This window comes from Pseudomonas sp. UBT (genome assembly GCF_050915955.1).
In the GTDB taxonomy this organism is placed as follows: Bacteria; Pseudomonadota; Gammaproteobacteria; order Pseudomonadales; family Pseudomonadaceae; genus Aquipseudomonas; species Aquipseudomonas antarctica_A.
This window is the reverse complement of record NZ_CP168079.1, coordinates 3,703,129-3,718,250: the sequence shown is the minus strand read 5'-3', so window position 1 is coordinate 3,718,250 and position 15,122 is coordinate 3,703,129. Positions and strand designations below refer to the sequence as shown.

Here is a 15,122-nt window from a genome sequence, read left to right as displayed (position 1 = left end):
CCACAGGGGACCTTCGTCGTTAGTGGGAGCGAATCACATGCTTGATCTCCTGAAACGCCGCCAGCCCCCACGGGCCCAATTCGCGGCCGATGCTGCTCTGCTTGTAACCGCCCCACGCCGTCTGCGGGAAGATTACCTGCGGCGCGTTGATCCATACCAGCCCGGCCTGCAAGGCATTGGCCACGCGGTCGGCGGTTTCGGCATCGGTGCTCACCACACTGGCCACCAGGCCGAAATCGCTGTCGTTGGCCAACGCAATGGCCTCGTCCTCGGAGGCAAAACGGCGTACACACAGCACCGGGCCGAAGATCTCTTCGTTCCACAAGGCACTGTCCAACGGCACATCGGTGAATACCGTCGGGCGAATGAAATAGCCCTTCGCCAGGTCCGCCGGACGATCACCGCCACACAACAACCGCGCGCCATCGTGAACGCCGCGTTGAATGTGCCCCAGCACCCGCTGATACTGCGCCCGGTTAATCAACGCGCCCATTTCCACATCGTCGACAAACGGGTCCGCCACACGAATCCCTTCAGCCCGCGCCTGCAAACGCTGCAGGAATTCATCCGCGAGGCTGTCCGCTACCAGCACGCGGCTGGTGGCGGAACAGATTTGCCCGGCGTTGAAAAAGCCGCCGCCACAGGCCAGTTCCACTGCCAGGTCGAGGTCGGCATCGGCCAATACCAGCAATGAGGATTTACCCCCCAATTCCAGGCTTACACCCTTGATGGTTTCAGCGGCACGTTGCATCACCTGCACGCCGACGGCGTTACTGCCGGTGAAGGAAATCTTCGCGACTCGACGGTCCGCTGCCAGCGGTGCACCGACTGCCAAGCCGGTGCCGCAGACCAGATTGAACACCCCGGCCGGGAACCCTGCCTCAGCAATAATCCGCGCCAGGTGCAGCTCCGCGAGCGGCGTAACTTCCGACGGCTTGAGCACCACGCAACAGCCGGCAGCCAGCGCCGGGGCGAGTTTCCAGGCGGTGGTGACCATCGGGAAATTCCACGGCACGATCAGCCCCACCACGCCGCACGGCTCTCGGCGCAGGCGCGCGCTGAAATCATCGGCGGGCAGTATCACCGGGCGGTCTTGCCCGGCGTCCATCTCTTCGGCGATGCCGGCGTAATAGTCGAAGGTGGCGATCACGTCATCCACATCCATGCCCGCTTCAAACAGAGGCTTGCCGCTGTTGCTCGATTGCAGCCGCATCAAGTGTTCGCGTTGCTCGCTCACGCCCCGGGCGACCTTGCGCAGCAGGGCGCCGCGCTCACGGCCGGTGCTTTTCGACCAGTCGATGAAAGCCGCACTGGCCGCGCCGACCGCTTGGCTCACGGCGCTCGCATCACCCACGCTGACGTGGGCCAACGTCGCCTCGGTGGCCGGGTTGATCACCTCCAGCACTTCATGGCCCGCCCGCCATTCCCCACCGATAAACACACCGTTCAATACTGTGCTCATACCGCTACCGCCTTCATCCAGAGCGCCTGGTCGATTTCAATCAGCGTCGGCCCCTGGCGATCGGCGGCGGCGCGCAATGCCGTGCGCAGTGGCTCGATGCCCTGGATGCTTTCGGCCGCGCAGCCCAAGGCCGTGGCCACGCCGATGAAGTCCGGGGTGTAGATGTCCACGCCGACCGGCTCGATGGAACGGTTAACCATGTATTTCTTGATCTCCTCGTAGCCCTGGTTATTCCACAGCAGCACGATCACCGGCACGCGCGCTTCCACCGCGCTGGCCAGTTCCGGCAGGGTGAACTGCAGGCCGCCGTCGCCGATCAGGCACACCACCGGCTGCCCGTCGCCGCGCCCCAACCAGGCGCCGATGGCCGCAGGCAGGGCGTAACCCAAGGTGCCGTAGCCGGTGGATGAGTTGAACCAGCGGCGTGGGTGGTTGAGGTTCAGGGTCAGGTTGCCGCTGTACACCGGTTGGGTGGAGTCGCCCACCAGCACGGCATCGGGCAGTTCCTCCAGGACGGTGTTGAGGAACAGGGTTTGCGCGCGCGTGGCGGCGTCCCAGGCGGGCGTCAATTCGGCCCACAAACGGGCGACGCGCTGAGTGCCCCAGTCGCTGTGGCGAGCGGGCAATGGCGCGGTTGTCAGTTCCGCCAGCAAGGCTTCGGCGGCTATTTGTGCATCGGCCACCAGCGCGACATGCGGCGGGTAGTTGCGCACGGTCTGGTCGGGGTCGATGTCGACCCGCAGCAGTAAACCTGGAATCTCGAAGCCTCCGGCGAAGGTCACGTCATAGTCGGTTTCCGCCAGCTCCGTGCCGATGGCCAGCACCACATCGGCTTCGGCGACCAGGGCGCGGGTGGCGACAAGCGTTTGGGTCGAGCCAATCAGCAATGGGTGTGTGGACGGCAGCAGACCCTTGGCATTGATGGTCAGGGCCATCGGTGCGCCGAGGGTTTCGGCCAGGCGCATCAGTGGCGCGGCGGCATCAATGGCGCCGCCACCGGCGAGGATCAACGGGCGTTTGGCGGCCGCGAGCAACTGGCTCATCTGCTTGACCGCCGACGGCGCCGCACCGGCGCGCGCGACGCTGACAGGCGTACTGCCGAGCAGTGCATCGGCGTTTTCGACCAGTACATCCAGTGGAATCTCGATATGCACCGGGCGCGGTCGACCGGCCTGGAACAACGCAAACGCGCGCGCCAATACGCCAGGCAACTCCGCCGCCGACATCAAGGTATGGGAGAACGCGGCGACGCCCGCGATCATCGCGCCCTGGTTCGGCAGCTCGTGCAACTTGCCGCGTCCGCCGCCCAATTGGCTGCGCGACTGCACGCTGGAAATCACCAGCATGGGGATCGAGTCGGCATAGGCCTGGCCCATGGCGGTGGTGATGTTGGTCATGCCCGGCCCGGTGATGATGAAACACACCCCTGGCTTGCCGCTGGTGCGCGCGTAGCCGTCGGCCATAAAGCCTGCGCCCTGCTCGTGGCGCGGAGTGACGTGCCGGATGCGCGAACGCGCCAGGCCGCGGTACAGCTCCACGGTGTGCACGCCGGGGATGCCGAACACCTGGTCCACGCCGCAGCTTTCCAGGAGGTTGACCAATACTTCGCCGCAGGTGGCCATACATGTCGCTCTTGTGATGGATTCGAGGCGGTATTGGACCGGTTGGCCCGTAGCGGCAACAATCGATAAAAAGTCATACTAGCCATGTCTCCACGTCATGGCTGAGCCCGATGAAACGCCTTCCGCCGCTGCCTGCGTTGCACACCTTCTGGGTCACGGCCCAGTGCTGCAACTTCACCCGCGCCGCCGAACACCTGCACATCACCCAAGGTGCGGTGAGCCGGCAGATTGCCGGGTTGGAGCGCCATTTGGGCTACGCCTTGTTCCAGCGCCAGGCGCGGGGCTTGAGCCTGACCGAAGAAGGCCGCGAATGGTCGTTACGCGCACAGCAGGTGTTCGGCCTGATCGGCGATGCCGTGGAGCAAATCGGCCGTCGCCGCCAGACCTTGCAACTCAAGGCCTCCACCTGCGTGATGCGCTGGCTGCTGCCGCGCTTGATGCAGTGGCAAAAGGAGCGCCCGGATGTGCCGGTGGAACTCACCACCACCGTGGCCTACACCGTGGACTTTCGCCGCGAGCAATTCGACGCGGCAGTGATCTATGCGCCCATCGCCGAGCAGTCGAGCGAGGCGCGGCACTTGTTTGATGAGCAACTCACGCCGGTTTGCGCGCCTGCTTTGCTCGATGGTTTGCACACAGCGGCGGATTTGCAGCAACAGGTGCTGCTGCACCCCACACGCGATGAGCGCGATTGGGCGTTGTGGTTGAAGGCAGCCAATACGCGCTTGAGCAACCTGGCCCAGGGGCATCATTTCGAGACATTGGATTTGGCAATGACGGTGGCCTCCCAAGGGTCCGGGGTGGCGATTGGCGACAGTGCGTTGATTGGCGAGGATGTGAAGGCCGGGCGGTTGGCGACGCCGTTTGAACTGCGGGTGCCGACAGGGATGGGCTATTACCTGGTGTATCCGCCGGGGACTGAGCCGTCGGCTGGGCTGGAAGCACTGATGGATTGGTTGGTGAGCCAGGCACAACAGTCTTGGCACTGAAGATCCAAATGTGAGAGCGGGCTTGCGCGCGAAAGCGATGTGTCAGTCAACGATGCTCTAACTGAACCAACGCCTTCGCGAGCAAGCCCGCTCCCATCGTGTTGACCGCGCTCGGTCAGTAGCCGACCGTGAAACGCTGGCGCGAGTGCTTCGGTGTTTCCACTTCGTCGATCAGCGCGATGGCGTAGTCGGCAAAGCTGATCCAGCTACGGCCGTCGCTACTCACCAGCAAATCATCCTGACCCAGGCGGAATTTCCCGGTGCGCTCGGTTTCTACGAACTCTGCCGACGGCGACAGGAAGGTCCAATCCAGCTCCTTTTCCTCACGCAGCGCTGCCAGAAATTTAGCCCCTGCGCTGGCTTCGGCCTTGTACTCTGCCGGGAAGCCCGGGCTGTCGATCACGCGGCTGCCGCCTGGCAACAGCAGCGAACCGGCACCGCCCACCATCAGCAAGCGTTTCACACCCGCTTTCTTCACCGGGCCGATCACGGCGCTGGCCGGCAGGGTGGCAAAGTGCGCCGCACTGATCACCACATCGTTGCCGCTAATGGCCTGTTGTAAGGCTTGCGCATCCAGGGCATCGACTTGTTTAACGGTGACACCCGGGCGGGCGGCCAGTTTGTCGGTATTACGGGCGAGGGCGGTGACGGTATGCCCACGGCGCAACGCTTCTTCCAGCAGTTGGCTACCGGCACGGCCGGTGGCCCCAATGATTGCAATCTTGCTCATGACGTTCTCCAGTTCGTTAAAGGGTTAAAACCATTCACCACTTCATTTCGCCCTTGGCGACTTTGGCACTCAGTTCCAGTGAGCTTTCGTCGGCGAGGGTGGGGTAACGCTTTTTCATGGCCGCGATCAGGGCAGCGGAGTCCTTGGCCTTGGCGGTCTCAATGTCGAAAGCCTTGATGTAGTCGGCGGTAAAAGCCACAGACTTCAGCGATGGGTTACCCAGGTAATGGCCTGGAATCACCGTGTTCGGTTTCAGCTGTTCAATACGTTGCAGCGTAGCCAGCCAGTCTTTGTGCGACTGTGCGCTCTGGGTGTCGGCCATCCACAGGTGAATGTTCTCGGCGACCACGACACCGCCAACCACGGCCTTGATCGAAGGAATCCATACAAAGCTGCGATCCGGCTGTGGGCCGTCCAGCCCGATGACTTCCAGCTGCTGGCCTTCCAGGCTCAGGCTATGGCCTTCAAGCACCTGTGGCACGATGGTTTTAGCCGGTTTGTCGGCCCCCATTTTCGGCCCCCAGAACTCCAGCTTGCCGGCCACGGTCGCCTTGATATGGTCGACCACTGGTTGCGGTGCCAGTACCTTGGTGTCGGGGAAGGCGGCGGTCAGGGTGTCGAGGCCGAAGTAGTAGTCCGGGTCGCCATGGCTGATGTAGATGGTGGTCAGGTGCTTGCCGCTGGCGCGGATCTTTTGCACAAGCTGCTCGGCCTGGCCTTTGCCGAATTGCGCGTCCACCAGAATCGCGTCTTTCGCGCCGCTGACCAGCACAGAGCTGACGGGGAAGATGGCTGCTTCACCTGGGTTATACACGTCGAGTTTCAGCTCTGCCGCCGAAGCGTGAGCGGCGAAGGCCAGCGCGGCAGTTGTCAGGGTCAGGCGCTTGAGAGTGGATAGCATCGGGGGGCAGCTCCAGTAATCGTTAAGTGATGCACAGAGCTTAGTTGCACTAAACGCAACAAAAAATGCGATGCTGGAACATAGTTTGTTTCTAAAAGCGTGCAAATCATGGATCGTCTCCAAGCAATGCGGGTGTTTGTGACCGTGGTGGACCTGGGCAGCCAATCGGCCGCTGCCGATCATCTGGACCTGTCGCGCCCGGTGGTCTCACGTTACTTGGCCGAGCTGGAAGATTGGGTCGGCGCGCGCCTGCTGCACCGCACCACGCGCAAACTCAGCCTGACCGCCGCCGGTGGTGAAACCCTGCCGCGCTGCCGACAGTTGCTGGAACTGTGCTGCGACATGCAAGCCGCCGTCAGCGAGCCTGATGACGCGCCCCGTGGCCTGCTGCGGTTGAGCGTCAGCACCTCGTTCGGCCAGGCGCAGTTGGCCGACGCGATTGCCGAGTACGTCCAGCGCTACCCCTTGGTGACGGTCGACTTGCAGATGCTTGACCGCACGGTGAACCTGGTGGACGAGCGCATCGACCTGGCCATCCGTACCAGCAATGACCTGGACCCTAACCTCATCGCGCGGCGGCTGACCGTCTGTCGTTCAGTGGTCTGTGCAACGCCTGCGTATCTGCTGGAGCACCCGGCCCCGCAGAAAGTCGAAGACCTTGCCCGGCACAACTGCCTGACCCACTCTTACTTCGGCAAAAGCCTGTGGCATTTCGAAGAAAACGGCGAGCACGTCTCGGTGCCGATAAACGGCAATATCACGTCCAACGAGGCCAGTACCTTGTTGCGCGTAACCCTGGCCGGGGCAGGGGTTTCGATGCTTCCCAGTTACCAGGCGGGCGACTACATTCGTCGTGGCGAACTGGTACGCCTGTTGCCCGAGGCCGAGCCTCGGCAGATGAACATCTACGCGGTGTACGCCTCGCGCAAACACATGCCTTCGGCGCTGCGCAGCCTGTTGGATTTTTTGGTGCTCAGGTTCCCGGAAGAACCGACCTGGGATGTCGGGCTCTGATCCGACATAAACATCTTGAATAGCGCCCAATAATGGCAACTCGCCCTGACTGACCTATGCTTTAAACAGCACCGAGTCGATTCATCAGAGGTGTGCCATGACTCTAAAAATCAGAAAGTACCTGATGATTTTCATCCTGTCCGCCTTGGCGACCGCGCTGTACGGCACGGCGGCCTACCGGGTTGAACAGACCCGCATGCAGCCGACCTTTGCGATCAGCTGCCATCAGGACCTGTGCGTTCCGCGCACCGGCAGTTTCAGCGCGCTCAGGTAGGCTGCTCGGCCTTCAGTTGCTCGCGAAATGCCTTGGGCGAAAACCCGACCCGGCGGCGGAACAGCCGTGAGAAGTTGGTCGGGTCGGAGAACCCCAACACCTCCGACATCTCATTGATCGTCATGCTGGTGTAGGTCAGCAGGCGCTTGGCTTCCAGGAGCTGGCGGTCATGCATGATCTGCAACGCCGGCTGCCCGCCCAATTCCCGACACGTACCGTTCAGGTGTGAGACCGAAATGCCCAGCTTGTGGGCCAGGTCCTCGATCTTCGGGTGTTCGCGGTAGTGTTGTTCGACCAATTGGGTAAAGCGCCGGAAATATTCACGGCCACGCGGTGCTCGCGGGCGGCGGCGCTGGATAGCCTGGCGGCTGATCCATACCAGCAGCACGCTGACCAGCGCGTGCATCATCATGTCGCGCGCCGGTTGCTCATCGGCGTATTCGCTCTGCAGGCGGGTGAACAGGCTGTTGAGGTAGTCGCTGTCCTTGCCGGCCGGGTAATTACCCAGCGCCTGCAAACCGTCAACCGTTGCACCCAGTTGCGCCTGCAAGTGGCTGACCAGCGGCGCCGCCAGGGTCACTACGTAACCTTCCACATCCTCGGAAAAACGAAACCCATGCACACACAGGGGCGGCAACACCTGCAAGGTCGACTCGCTCAGTGTGGTGCGCTGGCCTTCGATTTCCAGTTGTGCCTGGCCTTTGTGTACGTACAACAACTGGCACAGATCCGCGTGCCGGTGGGGCTGGATTTCCCACTGGTATTCCCGACTCCGCCGGGAGATGGTTTCGCAGTGCAACAAATCGGGTGTCGGCCATTGCTGGCTTTCCCCGTAAAGCTTGAAGACCGGAATCGCGGTTTTGGTCATGGTTTCAATCCGATACTCAGGATAGTGGTGCGGTAATCGCCCCGATTGGCAAAAAGCGCAGGCTTTGTCGCAGTTTTCACCTTCTTATGCTGCCCGCTCAAGTGAAAAATGTCAGCCACAAGACCAATGACAACTCTTTCACTTGATCCGTTCGGGTGAAGCTTGCGAGCCATAAAAATAATGAAAACGCTAAAAACCCAAGTCGCCATTATTGGCGCCGGTCCCTCCGGATTGCTGCTCGGCCAGTTACTGCACAACGCGGGTATCCAGACCCTCATTCTAGAGCGCCAGAGCGCCGACTACGTGCAAGGCCGCATCCGTGCCGGGGTGCTGGAACAAGGCATGGTCGACCTGCTGCGCGAGGCGGGCGTCAGCCGACGCATGGACGCCGAAGGGCTGGTGCATGACGGTTTCGAACTGGCACTCAATGGCGAGCTCACCCATATCGACCTCAAGGCGCTGACCGGCGGCCAGTCGGTAATGATCTACGGCCAGACCGAAGTCACCCGCGACCTGATGGCCGCCCGCGAAGCGGCCGGTGCCATCACTCTATACGAAACGCAGAACGTGCAGCCCCATGGCCTCAAAAGTGATCGACCCTGGCTGACCTTCGAGCATCAGGGTGAAGCTTTTCGCCTGGAGTGCGATTACATCGCTGGCTGTGATGGTTTTCACGGCGTGGCGCGCCAGTCGATTCCGGCGCAATCGTTGAACGTCTTCGAGCGCGTCTATCCCTTCGGTTGGCTGGGCGTCCTCGCCGACACACCGCCGGTGCATGACGAGCTGGTGTACGCCAAACATGCGCGTGGCTTTGCCCTGTGCAGCATGCGCTCGCCGACCCGCAGCCGGTATTACCTGCAAGTGCCGGTTGAAGAGCCATTGGATGAATGGTCGGATGAGCGCTTCTGGGATGAGCTGAAAACCCGTTTGCCCAGTGCGCTGGCGGCCCAGTTGGTCACCGGGCCATCAATCGAGAAAAGCATCGCGCCGCTGCGCAGCTTCGTGGTGGAGCCGATGCAATACGGGCGCCTGTTCCTGCTGGGGGACGCCGCGCATATCGTGCCGCCCACCGGGGCCAAGGGCTTGAACCTGGCGGCCAGCGACGTGAGTACGCTGTTTCGGATCTTGCTCAAGGTCTATCGCGAGGGGCGGGTGGACCTGTTGGACAAGTACTCGGCGATCTGCCTGCGGCGGGTATGGAAGGCCGAACGGTTTTCCTGGTGGATGACCTCGATGTTGCACCAATTCCCGGAGGCAGACGGGTTCAGCCAGCGCATTGCCGAGAGTGAGCTCGCGTACTTCATCGGCTCCGAGGCGGGTCGCACAACCATCGCAGAAAATTACGTCGGGCTTCCTTACGAAGCTATCGAGTAGCCTGCTATCGTATCGAGCATTCCCGCTGGCTGCCTTTTCCAGCGGGCCCTGCTCGAAGGTTATGCCGTGACCAATCTCAATCAGCCTGCTCAACCCGTTCCCGCCGTACGCAGCGTCCTTGCCGCCTTGATGATGGCGATCTTTCTCGGCGCCCTGGACCAGACCATTGTGGCCGTGTCCATGCCGGCTATTTCCGCGCAATTTCATGACGTCAACCTGCTGGCCTGGGTGATCTCCGGCTACATGGTGGCGATGACGGTGGCAGTGCCGATCTACGGCAAGCTGGGTGATTTGTACGGGCGTCGCCCGATGATGCTGATCGGCATGGGCGTGTTCACCCTGGCGTCACTGTTCTGCGGTATGGCGCAGAGCATGGAACAACTGGTGCTGGCGCGGATTCTCCAGGGCATTGGCGCCGGCGGCATGATCTCGGTAAGCCAGGCGATCATCGGCGACATTATTCCACCCCGTGAGCGCGGGCGTTATCAAGGCTACTTCAGCAGCATGTACGCGGTGGCCAGCGTGGCCGGGCCGGTGCTGGGCGGGTATATGACCGAGTACCTGTCCTGGCGCTGGGTGTTTTTGATCAACCTGCCGCTGGGTGCCGGTGCCTGGTACGTGGCCCATCGCACCCTGGTGGGGCTGCCGGTGCCGCAGCGCAAGCCGGTCATCGATTACCTCGGCACCGTGCTGATGATCATTGGCCTGACGGCCTTGCTGTTGGGCATTACTGAAATCGGCCAGGGCCATCATTGGCGTGACGAGCAAGTGCTGGGGCTGCTGGTGTGTGCCCTGGTGGCGCTCAGCGTGTTTGTCTGGCACGAACGCCGTGCGCGCGAGCCCTTGTTGCCGATGCACCTGTTCGCCAACCGCAGCGCGGTGCTGTGCTGGTGCACGATTTTCTTCACCAGCTTCCAGGCGATTTCCCTGACAGTGTTGATGCCTTTGCGTTATCAGACGGTGACCGGCTCCGGTGCCGACAGTGCCGCATTGCACCTGTTGCCGCTGGCCATGGGGTTGCCGATGGGCGCTTATTTCGCCGGGCGGATGACCTCGGTGACCGGGCGCTATAAACCGATGATCCTCACGGGGGCGCTGTTGAGTCCTTTCGCGATTCTCGGCATGGCCTACAGTGCGCCGCAGGCGGTTGGGCTGACGGCGGTGTTTATGCTGCTGTGTGGGATTGCTGCCGGTATGCAGTTTCCGACGTCGTTGGTCGGGACGCAGAATTCGGTGGAGCAGCGCGATATCGGCGTCGCCACCAGTACCACCAACCTGTTCCGCTCGTTGGGTGGGGCAGTGGGCGTGGCCTGCATGTCGGCGCTGTTGCTGGCGTTGTTGCAGGATTCGAGTTTTGCGCATTTGGCCAGCGGTGCGTTGGTGGCCGAAGGCAGTTCCGGGAATGTGCTGCTCGACGGCCTTAACGCCGCCCCAGGCCCAGCGCAAGATGCGCTGCGCGGGGAGTTGGCAGTGACGTTCCGGCATTTGTTGATGGTGAGTGCGGCAGTGTCGCTGCTGGGGTTGGCGGCAGCGATTGCCATGCCAAACCGTGTGCTGCGCGGCCGCGAAGACAAAGCCAAGTAACTGATACAACTATGATCAAACGGTGGGCGCTGGCTTGCCGGCACCCACAGTCAATTGCCTTTCAATGCAGATCAGGGGCTGTAATACCCGACCGCCACCATGAAATGCCCGGCCTTGCGCAGGTAAGCGTGCTTGTTCTCGACCTTGTCGGTCACCGGGTTTTTCCAGCGGTACTTGTACTCACCCTGGTCCTGCTCAGCCATTATCTTGAGGATCGGCTCACCCACCGGCTTGCCGTCGGGGTCCTTGATTTTGCCGAAGTCGGTATTGACCAGCCGCACGTTCGTACCATGCGCTACGTAGCGCCCGGTATTCAGGTCGACCACAAACACATACAAGTCATCCTGCAGGAACCCACCCTGCAATGAGTTGATCGCCTTGAGCGTGCCGGCTTCATCCTTGACCAGCGCCGTTACCGCCTTGTCGCGCAAAGCGCGTGCATGTTCCGGCGTGGCCCGTGGCAGGTAGTAACCCACCGCCAGGATGCGTTCGCCCACACGTTGATAGAACACGTGTTTGTGCTCAACCTTGCCATCGTTCCAGTTCTGCCAGCGGTAGTCGGCCTGTTGGATGCCCTGGCCCTCGGGGACGGCCAGGGCCTGTTTGAACGAGGCTTGCAAATCCGGTCCGAGTTGCTCGAACACATCACGGCCGATCAAGGCGGAGGACGGCCCGCCGCTGGCCAGCAACACGCCCTGAGTATCGACTACGAACACATAGCGGTCATGGTCGACAAACTCGCCCTGACGGCTGAACGCGGCGAACGCCTTGTCGCCATTGCTCTGGTAAAAGGCCAAGGCCCTTTCCAGCAAGGCTTTGGCGGCCTGGGCGTCCTCATTCTGAGTCGCCGCGTGCACCTGGCTGAAACACAACAGCAGCAGCCAGGTGATTCGCAAGAGTCCCTTCATTCCCCATCCCTCATTATTGTTGGTGTGACAACAGCGTAGTCGCTCCCGCTCAGGGCGCCGCCAGCCACTGGTTGACGATGCCGTCGTACACCCCCGTGGCCACGCTCAAATGCAGCCATTGGTCGACATAGCTTTTCCATGCCACATCATCGCGGGGCAGCAGGAAGGCTTTTTCGCTGTACTGCATTTGCCGCTCGGGGTTGACCGCGCACAGCCCGGGCTTGAGCTTCTGCTGGAAGCGCGCCTCGCTGGCGTCGGTGATCATCACGTCGGCCTTGCCTGCGAGCAGCTCGTCGAAGATCGTCACGTTATCGTGCAGGCGGATTTGCGCCTGGCCCAGATGTGCGCGCGCAAACACTTCATTGGTGCCGCCCGCCGGTTCAATCACGCGCACCTGCGGCTGGTTGATCTGCTCGACGGTCTGGTAACGCTGCACATCGGCGCAGCGCACCAGCGGGATTTTTCCGTCGACGCCAAGGGCCTGGCTGAAGAAGGCTTTTTTCTGGCGCTCAAGGGACACCGAAATGCCGCCCACGGCGATGTCGCAGCGCTGTGCCAGGAAGTCCGGCATCAGGGTTTTCCAGGTGGTGGGCACCCAGGTGATTTTCGCATTCAGGCTCTTGGCCAGGGATTCGGCCATGGCAATGTCGATGCCTTCATAACGGCCATCGGCGCGCAGTGACGAGTAGGGCTTGTAGTCGCCGGTGGTGCAGACCGTGAGCGTGCCGCGCTGCAGCACGTCATCGAGGCGCGAGGTGGGGGTGTCGGCCAGGGCGGTGGTTGCCACACTCGCCAGTGTGCACAGGGCTAGAAAAGCTTTCATGCGGTCGAATCCTTGGGGGCATGATCGGGGCGATCATTATTTCCAGCTGAGCGACAAGGTAGCAAGGGCTACGGAATGTTTAGCCAGGTTGCAACCAAACTCCATCAACCCTGAATTTAACCGCCTGTCCAGGCGTGTGACGCTGCCGGGCATCTGGCTCACTGTGATTTGCGCATGGACGATTCCCCCGACACTCACCCCGCGACATTGCCTGGCGCCTTTGCGCCGAGCCGTCCGGCCGATGTCGAGGCGCTACCTTCCGAGCTGGCTTTCTGGGCCCTGTTCCACTGCCGACACGCACGCCCACCAGATACTTTTCTCCTACGTTGATCCGCCCCATGGATGACGCGCACCCGTGCGCATCTGCCCGGCAGCGCCTGTGTGCCTGCCTGACGCAAACGTATGAGAATTCCCATGAGTGTTTTTGCGAGCCTGCACGAAGCCCGATCTTTCCTTGAGCAGAACCCGGACATCGAGATGTTCGAGCTGTTTATCCTCGACAACAACGGCGTACCGCGCGGCAAGTTGCTGCACCGCGATGAGCTGCTGGCGGTGTACGAAAGTGGTCGGCCGTTACCCAGCACTATCCTCGGCCTGACGATTAATGGCGATGACGTGGAAAACTCCGGGCTGGTGTGGGAAGTCGGCGATATCGACTGCCGCGCCTACCCGGTCAGCGGCAGTTTGCAGCGCATGCCGTGGCGCCTGATCCCGACGGCGGCGGTGCAAGTCAGCATGCACCCCACCGAAGGCCTGCCCGCTACCGTGGCCGACCCGCGGCATGTGTTGGCCAGGGTGATCGACGGCCTGAAAGCCGACGGTTATTACCCGGTGATGGCGGCGGAGCTGGAGTTTTACCTGCTCGACCAGAAGCCCGACAGCAACGGCCGCCCGCAACCGGCGCGGGATGTAGACGGCAATCGCCCGCGCTCGACCCAGGTGTATGGCTTGCGCGAGCTGGAGCAGATCGAGCCGTTCCTTGCCGACCTTTATAGCGCCTGCAAACTGCAAGGTATCCCGGCGCGTACGGCGATTTCCGAATACGCCCCGGGCCAGGTGGAAATAACCCTGGAGCATCGTGCCGACGCGCTGCAAGCGATGGACGAAGCCGTGCGTTACAAACGCTTGGTCAAGGGCGTCGCCCATAAGCACGGGATGACGGCCTGTTTCATGGCCAAACCGTTCGATGACCTGGCCGGCACCGGCATGCACATGCACGTCAGCCTGGCCGATGCCCACGGTCATAACCTGTTCGCCAGTGAGGCCGCCGATGGCACACCGTTGCTGCGTCAGGCGGTGGGCGGCATGCTCAGTACCTTGCTCGATACGCTGCTGATGTTCTGCCCCAACGCCAACTCCTACCGCCGCTTCCAGGCCAACAGCTACGCGCCACTGGCCGCCACGTGGGGCGTGGACAACCGCACGGTCAGCCTGCGCGTACCCGGTGGCCCGGCGAATTCGCGGCATATCGAACACCGTATCTGCGGCGCCGACGCCAACCCTTACCTGGCGGCTGCCGCGATCCTCGCCGGTATCCATCGTGGCATCCGTGAACAACGCGATCCTGGCGCTCCCGTGCAAGGTAACGGCTACGCCCAGGCCAATGAACGGTTGCCCACCGACTGGCTCACCACGCTGCGTGCACTGGAAGGTTCAAGCTGGGCACGGGATGCGTTCGGCAGCGAGTTCCTGGGTGTGTACCTGGCGGTAAAACGCGCCGAATACCGCCAGTTCATGGGGGAAGTGGGCGAGCAGGATTGGCGTTGGTACCTGCACTCGGCGTGACGGGTTTAAGGCAACGGTGGTTTCGACCTTTTTTTCACGTTGTGCTGGTTAAGCTACGAATCAAGGTCATTCACTACCGTTTCACACACATGAGCCCGTGATGTCGTCACCATCTCCATCTTCTATCGAGATTGAATTCGCCGAACGCTGCGACCGCGAGCATGCCAGGGTCTGCGGCGACACGCGCCCGCCCGCGCTGCTCAAGCGGCTGGCCGCGTGGCGCGATGACCGGTTGGTGCGCCAGGCGTTGAAAGTCGCGGGCGAACCGGGGCTGATCCTTGATCTGGCCTGTGGCTCGGGACGGTTCTGGCCCGTATTGGCCGAACACATCAACCGGGTAATCCTGGCCTCGGACAACTCCCAGGACATGCTCGACCACGCATGCACGCATCACCCGGCGGCGTTGCTCAAACGTGTCAAAACGTTCCAGGGCTCAGCGTTTTCCATCGGCCTGTCGGCGAATGCGGTGGACTGCATTTTCTGCCTTGAATTGTTTCGCCATGTACCCAGCAGTGACGTGCGATTGGCGTTGTTGCGCGAATTTCACCGAGTTAGCCGTGACACGGTGATCGTCTCGGTAAACGCTCGTACGCCGGTGGAGGATGAGTTCCGCCTGGCGGGTTTTAAAGTCCTCAATCATCAGGAATTCCTGCCGGGCTCCAAGCTGTGGCGCGTTTACGTTCTGCGTAAGAGAGGCTAACTCCCTTCTGTCGGACTATTCTTCGCCTCTTGTAGGGGTTTTCATGATGGCGTGTGCACTGCGGATGCTCGCAAGTCCCTTTCGCGAT

14 protein-coding genes are annotated in these 15,122 nt (G+C 61.8%); 7 read left to right on the top strand and 7 right to left on the bottom strand.

Annotation, left to right across the window (positions count from 1 at the left end):
* Nucleotides 1-19: 19 nt before the first annotated feature.
* Nucleotides 20-1,462 (bottom strand): aldehyde dehydrogenase family protein, encoded by a 1,443-nt coding sequence (locus ACDZ94_RS17070; RefSeq protein WP_432750492.1) that lies wholly within the window; start codon nucleotides 1,460-1,462, stop codon nucleotides 20-22.
* Nucleotides 1,459-3,084, bottom strand: a complete 1,626-nt coding sequence (locus ACDZ94_RS17065) for a 5-guanidino-2-oxopentanoate decarboxylase (protein WP_432750491.1) — start codon at nucleotides 3,082-3,084, stop codon at nucleotides 1,459-1,461. The genes ACDZ94_RS17070 and ACDZ94_RS17065 overlap by 4 nt, the downstream gene beginning before the upstream one ends.
* Nucleotides 3,085-3,194: 110 nt before the next feature.
* Between ACDZ94_RS17065 and ACDZ94_RS17060 the strand changes: the two genes are divergently transcribed.
* Nucleotides 3,195-4,073 carry a LysR substrate-binding domain-containing protein gene (locus ACDZ94_RS17060; RefSeq protein ID WP_221294206.1) on the top strand — a complete coding sequence of 293 codons (879 nt, stop codon included), beginning with the start codon at nucleotides 3,195-3,197 and terminating at the stop codon, nucleotides 4,071-4,073.
* 115 nt (nucleotides 4,074-4,188) lie between these two features.
* Here the strand turns inward: ACDZ94_RS17060 and ACDZ94_RS17055 are convergent, their stop codons facing one another.
* Together ACDZ94_RS17055 and ACDZ94_RS17050 are read right to left on the bottom strand one after the other, a co-directional pair.
* Entirely contained in the window at nucleotides 4,189-4,803 is a 615-nt protein-coding gene (locus ACDZ94_RS17055; protein ID WP_432750490.1) for an NAD(P)-dependent oxidoreductase, read from the bottom strand.
* Nucleotides 4,804-4,837: 34 nt separating this feature from the next.
* Nucleotides 4,838-5,704 (bottom strand): MBL fold metallo-hydrolase, encoded by an 867-nt coding sequence (locus tag ACDZ94_RS17050; protein WP_407016468.1) that lies wholly within the window; start codon nucleotides 5,702-5,704, stop codon nucleotides 4,838-4,840.
* A 108-nt stretch (nucleotides 5,705-5,812) separates the two neighbouring features.
* On the opposite strand from ACDZ94_RS17050, the gene ACDZ94_RS17045 reads away from it, so the two are divergent.
* The gene (locus tag ACDZ94_RS17045) at nucleotides 5,813-6,718 is read left to right on the top strand and encodes a LysR family transcriptional regulator (protein ID WP_259762902.1); all 906 of its coding nucleotides are present in this window, start codon (nucleotides 5,813-5,815) and stop codon (nucleotides 6,716-6,718) included.
* Nucleotides 6,719-6,815: 97 nt separating this feature from the next.
* On the top strand, nucleotides 6,816-6,992 hold the full coding sequence (locus ACDZ94_RS17040; RefSeq protein WP_167353682.1) for a hypothetical protein: 177 nt from the start codon (nucleotides 6,816-6,818) through the stop codon (nucleotides 6,990-6,992).
* On the opposite strand, the gene ACDZ94_RS17035 is transcribed toward ACDZ94_RS17040, so the two are convergent.
* Entirely contained in the window at nucleotides 6,985-7,860 is an 876-nt protein-coding gene (locus ACDZ94_RS17035) for a helix-turn-helix domain-containing protein (protein WP_432750489.1), read from the bottom strand. The two genes, ACDZ94_RS17040 and ACDZ94_RS17035, sit on opposite strands and share 8 nt — an antisense overlap.
* Nucleotides 7,861-8,040: 180 nt before the next feature.
* Between ACDZ94_RS17035 and pobA the strand changes: the two genes are divergently transcribed.
* Both pobA and ACDZ94_RS17025 read left to right on the top strand, forming a co-directional pair.
* Nucleotides 8,041-9,234 carry a 4-hydroxybenzoate 3-monooxygenase gene (gene pobA / locus ACDZ94_RS17030; RefSeq protein WP_064451345.1) on the top strand — a complete coding sequence of 398 codons (1,194 nt, stop codon included), beginning with the start codon at nucleotides 8,041-8,043 and terminating at the stop codon, nucleotides 9,232-9,234.
* 66 nt (nucleotides 9,235-9,300) lie between these two features.
* On the top strand, nucleotides 9,301-10,818 hold the full coding sequence (locus ACDZ94_RS17025) for an MDR family MFS transporter (protein WP_221294209.1): 1,518 nt from the start codon (nucleotides 9,301-9,303) through the stop codon (nucleotides 10,816-10,818).
* A 71-nt stretch (nucleotides 10,819-10,889) separates the two neighbouring features.
* Here the strand turns inward: ACDZ94_RS17025 and ACDZ94_RS17020 are convergent, their stop codons facing one another.
* Both ACDZ94_RS17020 and ACDZ94_RS17015 read right to left on the bottom strand, forming a co-directional pair.
* Complete coding sequence (locus ACDZ94_RS17020; protein WP_064451347.1) at nucleotides 10,890-11,726, bottom strand: cache domain-containing protein; 837 nt, start codon at nucleotides 11,724-11,726, stop codon at nucleotides 10,890-10,892.
* 49 nt (nucleotides 11,727-11,775) lie between these two features.
* Nucleotides 11,776-12,549: a transporter substrate-binding domain-containing protein gene (locus ACDZ94_RS17015; RefSeq protein ID WP_064451348.1), complete on the bottom strand. Its 774-nt coding sequence runs from the start codon at nucleotides 12,547-12,549 to the stop codon at nucleotides 11,776-11,778.
* Nucleotides 12,550-12,963: 414 nt separating this feature from the next.
* On the opposite strand from ACDZ94_RS17015, the gene ACDZ94_RS17010 reads away from it, so the two are divergent.
* The gene (locus ACDZ94_RS17010) at nucleotides 12,964-14,334 is read left to right on the top strand and encodes a glutamine synthetase family protein (protein ID WP_432750488.1); all 1,371 of its coding nucleotides are present in this window, start codon (nucleotides 12,964-12,966) and stop codon (nucleotides 14,332-14,334) included.
* A gap of 100 nt (nucleotides 14,335-14,434) precedes the next feature.
* Entirely contained in the window at nucleotides 14,435-15,034 is a 600-nt protein-coding gene (locus tag ACDZ94_RS17005; protein WP_128586689.1) for a class I SAM-dependent methyltransferase, read from the top strand.
* The last annotated feature ends 88 nt before the right edge of the window (nucleotides 15,035-15,122 follow it).

Coding starts and splice junctions, on each gene's coding strand:
- ACDZ94_RS17070 (WP_432750492.1), bottom strand. CDS start 1,462: ATGAGCACAGTATTGAACGGTGTGTTTATCGGTGGGGAATGGCGGGCG.
- ACDZ94_RS17065 (WP_432750491.1), bottom strand. CDS start 3,084: ATGGCCACCTGCGGCGAAGTATTGGTCAACCTCCTGGAAAGCTGCGGC.
- ACDZ94_RS17060 (WP_221294206.1), top strand. CDS start 3,195: ATGAAACGCCTTCCGCCGCTGCCTGCGTTGCACACCTTCTGGGTCACG.
- ACDZ94_RS17055 (WP_432750490.1), bottom strand. CDS start 4,803: ATGAGCAAGATTGCAATCATTGGGGCCACCGGCCGTGCCGGTAGCCAA.
- ACDZ94_RS17050 (WP_407016468.1), bottom strand. CDS start 5,704: ATGCTATCCACTCTCAAGCGCCTGACCCTGACAACTGCCGCGCTGGCC.
- ACDZ94_RS17045 (WP_259762902.1), top strand. CDS start 5,813: ATGGATCGTCTCCAAGCAATGCGGGTGTTTGTGACCGTGGTGGACCTG.
- ACDZ94_RS17040 (WP_167353682.1), top strand. CDS start 6,816: ATGACTCTAAAAATCAGAAAGTACCTGATGATTTTCATCCTGTCCGCC.
- ACDZ94_RS17035 (WP_432750489.1), bottom strand. CDS start 7,860: ATGACCAAAACCGCGATTCCGGTCTTCAAGCTTTACGGGGAAAGCCAG.
- pobA (WP_064451345.1), top strand. CDS start 8,041: ATGAAAACGCTAAAAACCCAAGTCGCCATTATTGGCGCCGGTCCCTCC.
- ACDZ94_RS17020 (WP_064451347.1), bottom strand. CDS start 11,726: ATGAAGGGACTCTTGCGAATCACCTGGCTGCTGCTGTTGTGTTTCAGC.
- ACDZ94_RS17015 (WP_064451348.1), bottom strand. CDS start 12,549: ATGAAAGCTTTTCTAGCCCTGTGCACACTGGCGAGTGTGGCAACCACC.
- ACDZ94_RS17010 (WP_432750488.1), top strand. CDS start 12,964: ATGAGTGTTTTTGCGAGCCTGCACGAAGCCCGATCTTTCCTTGAGCAG.
- ACDZ94_RS17005 (WP_128586689.1), top strand. CDS start 14,435: ATGTCGTCACCATCTCCATCTTCTATCGAGATTGAATTCGCCGAACGC.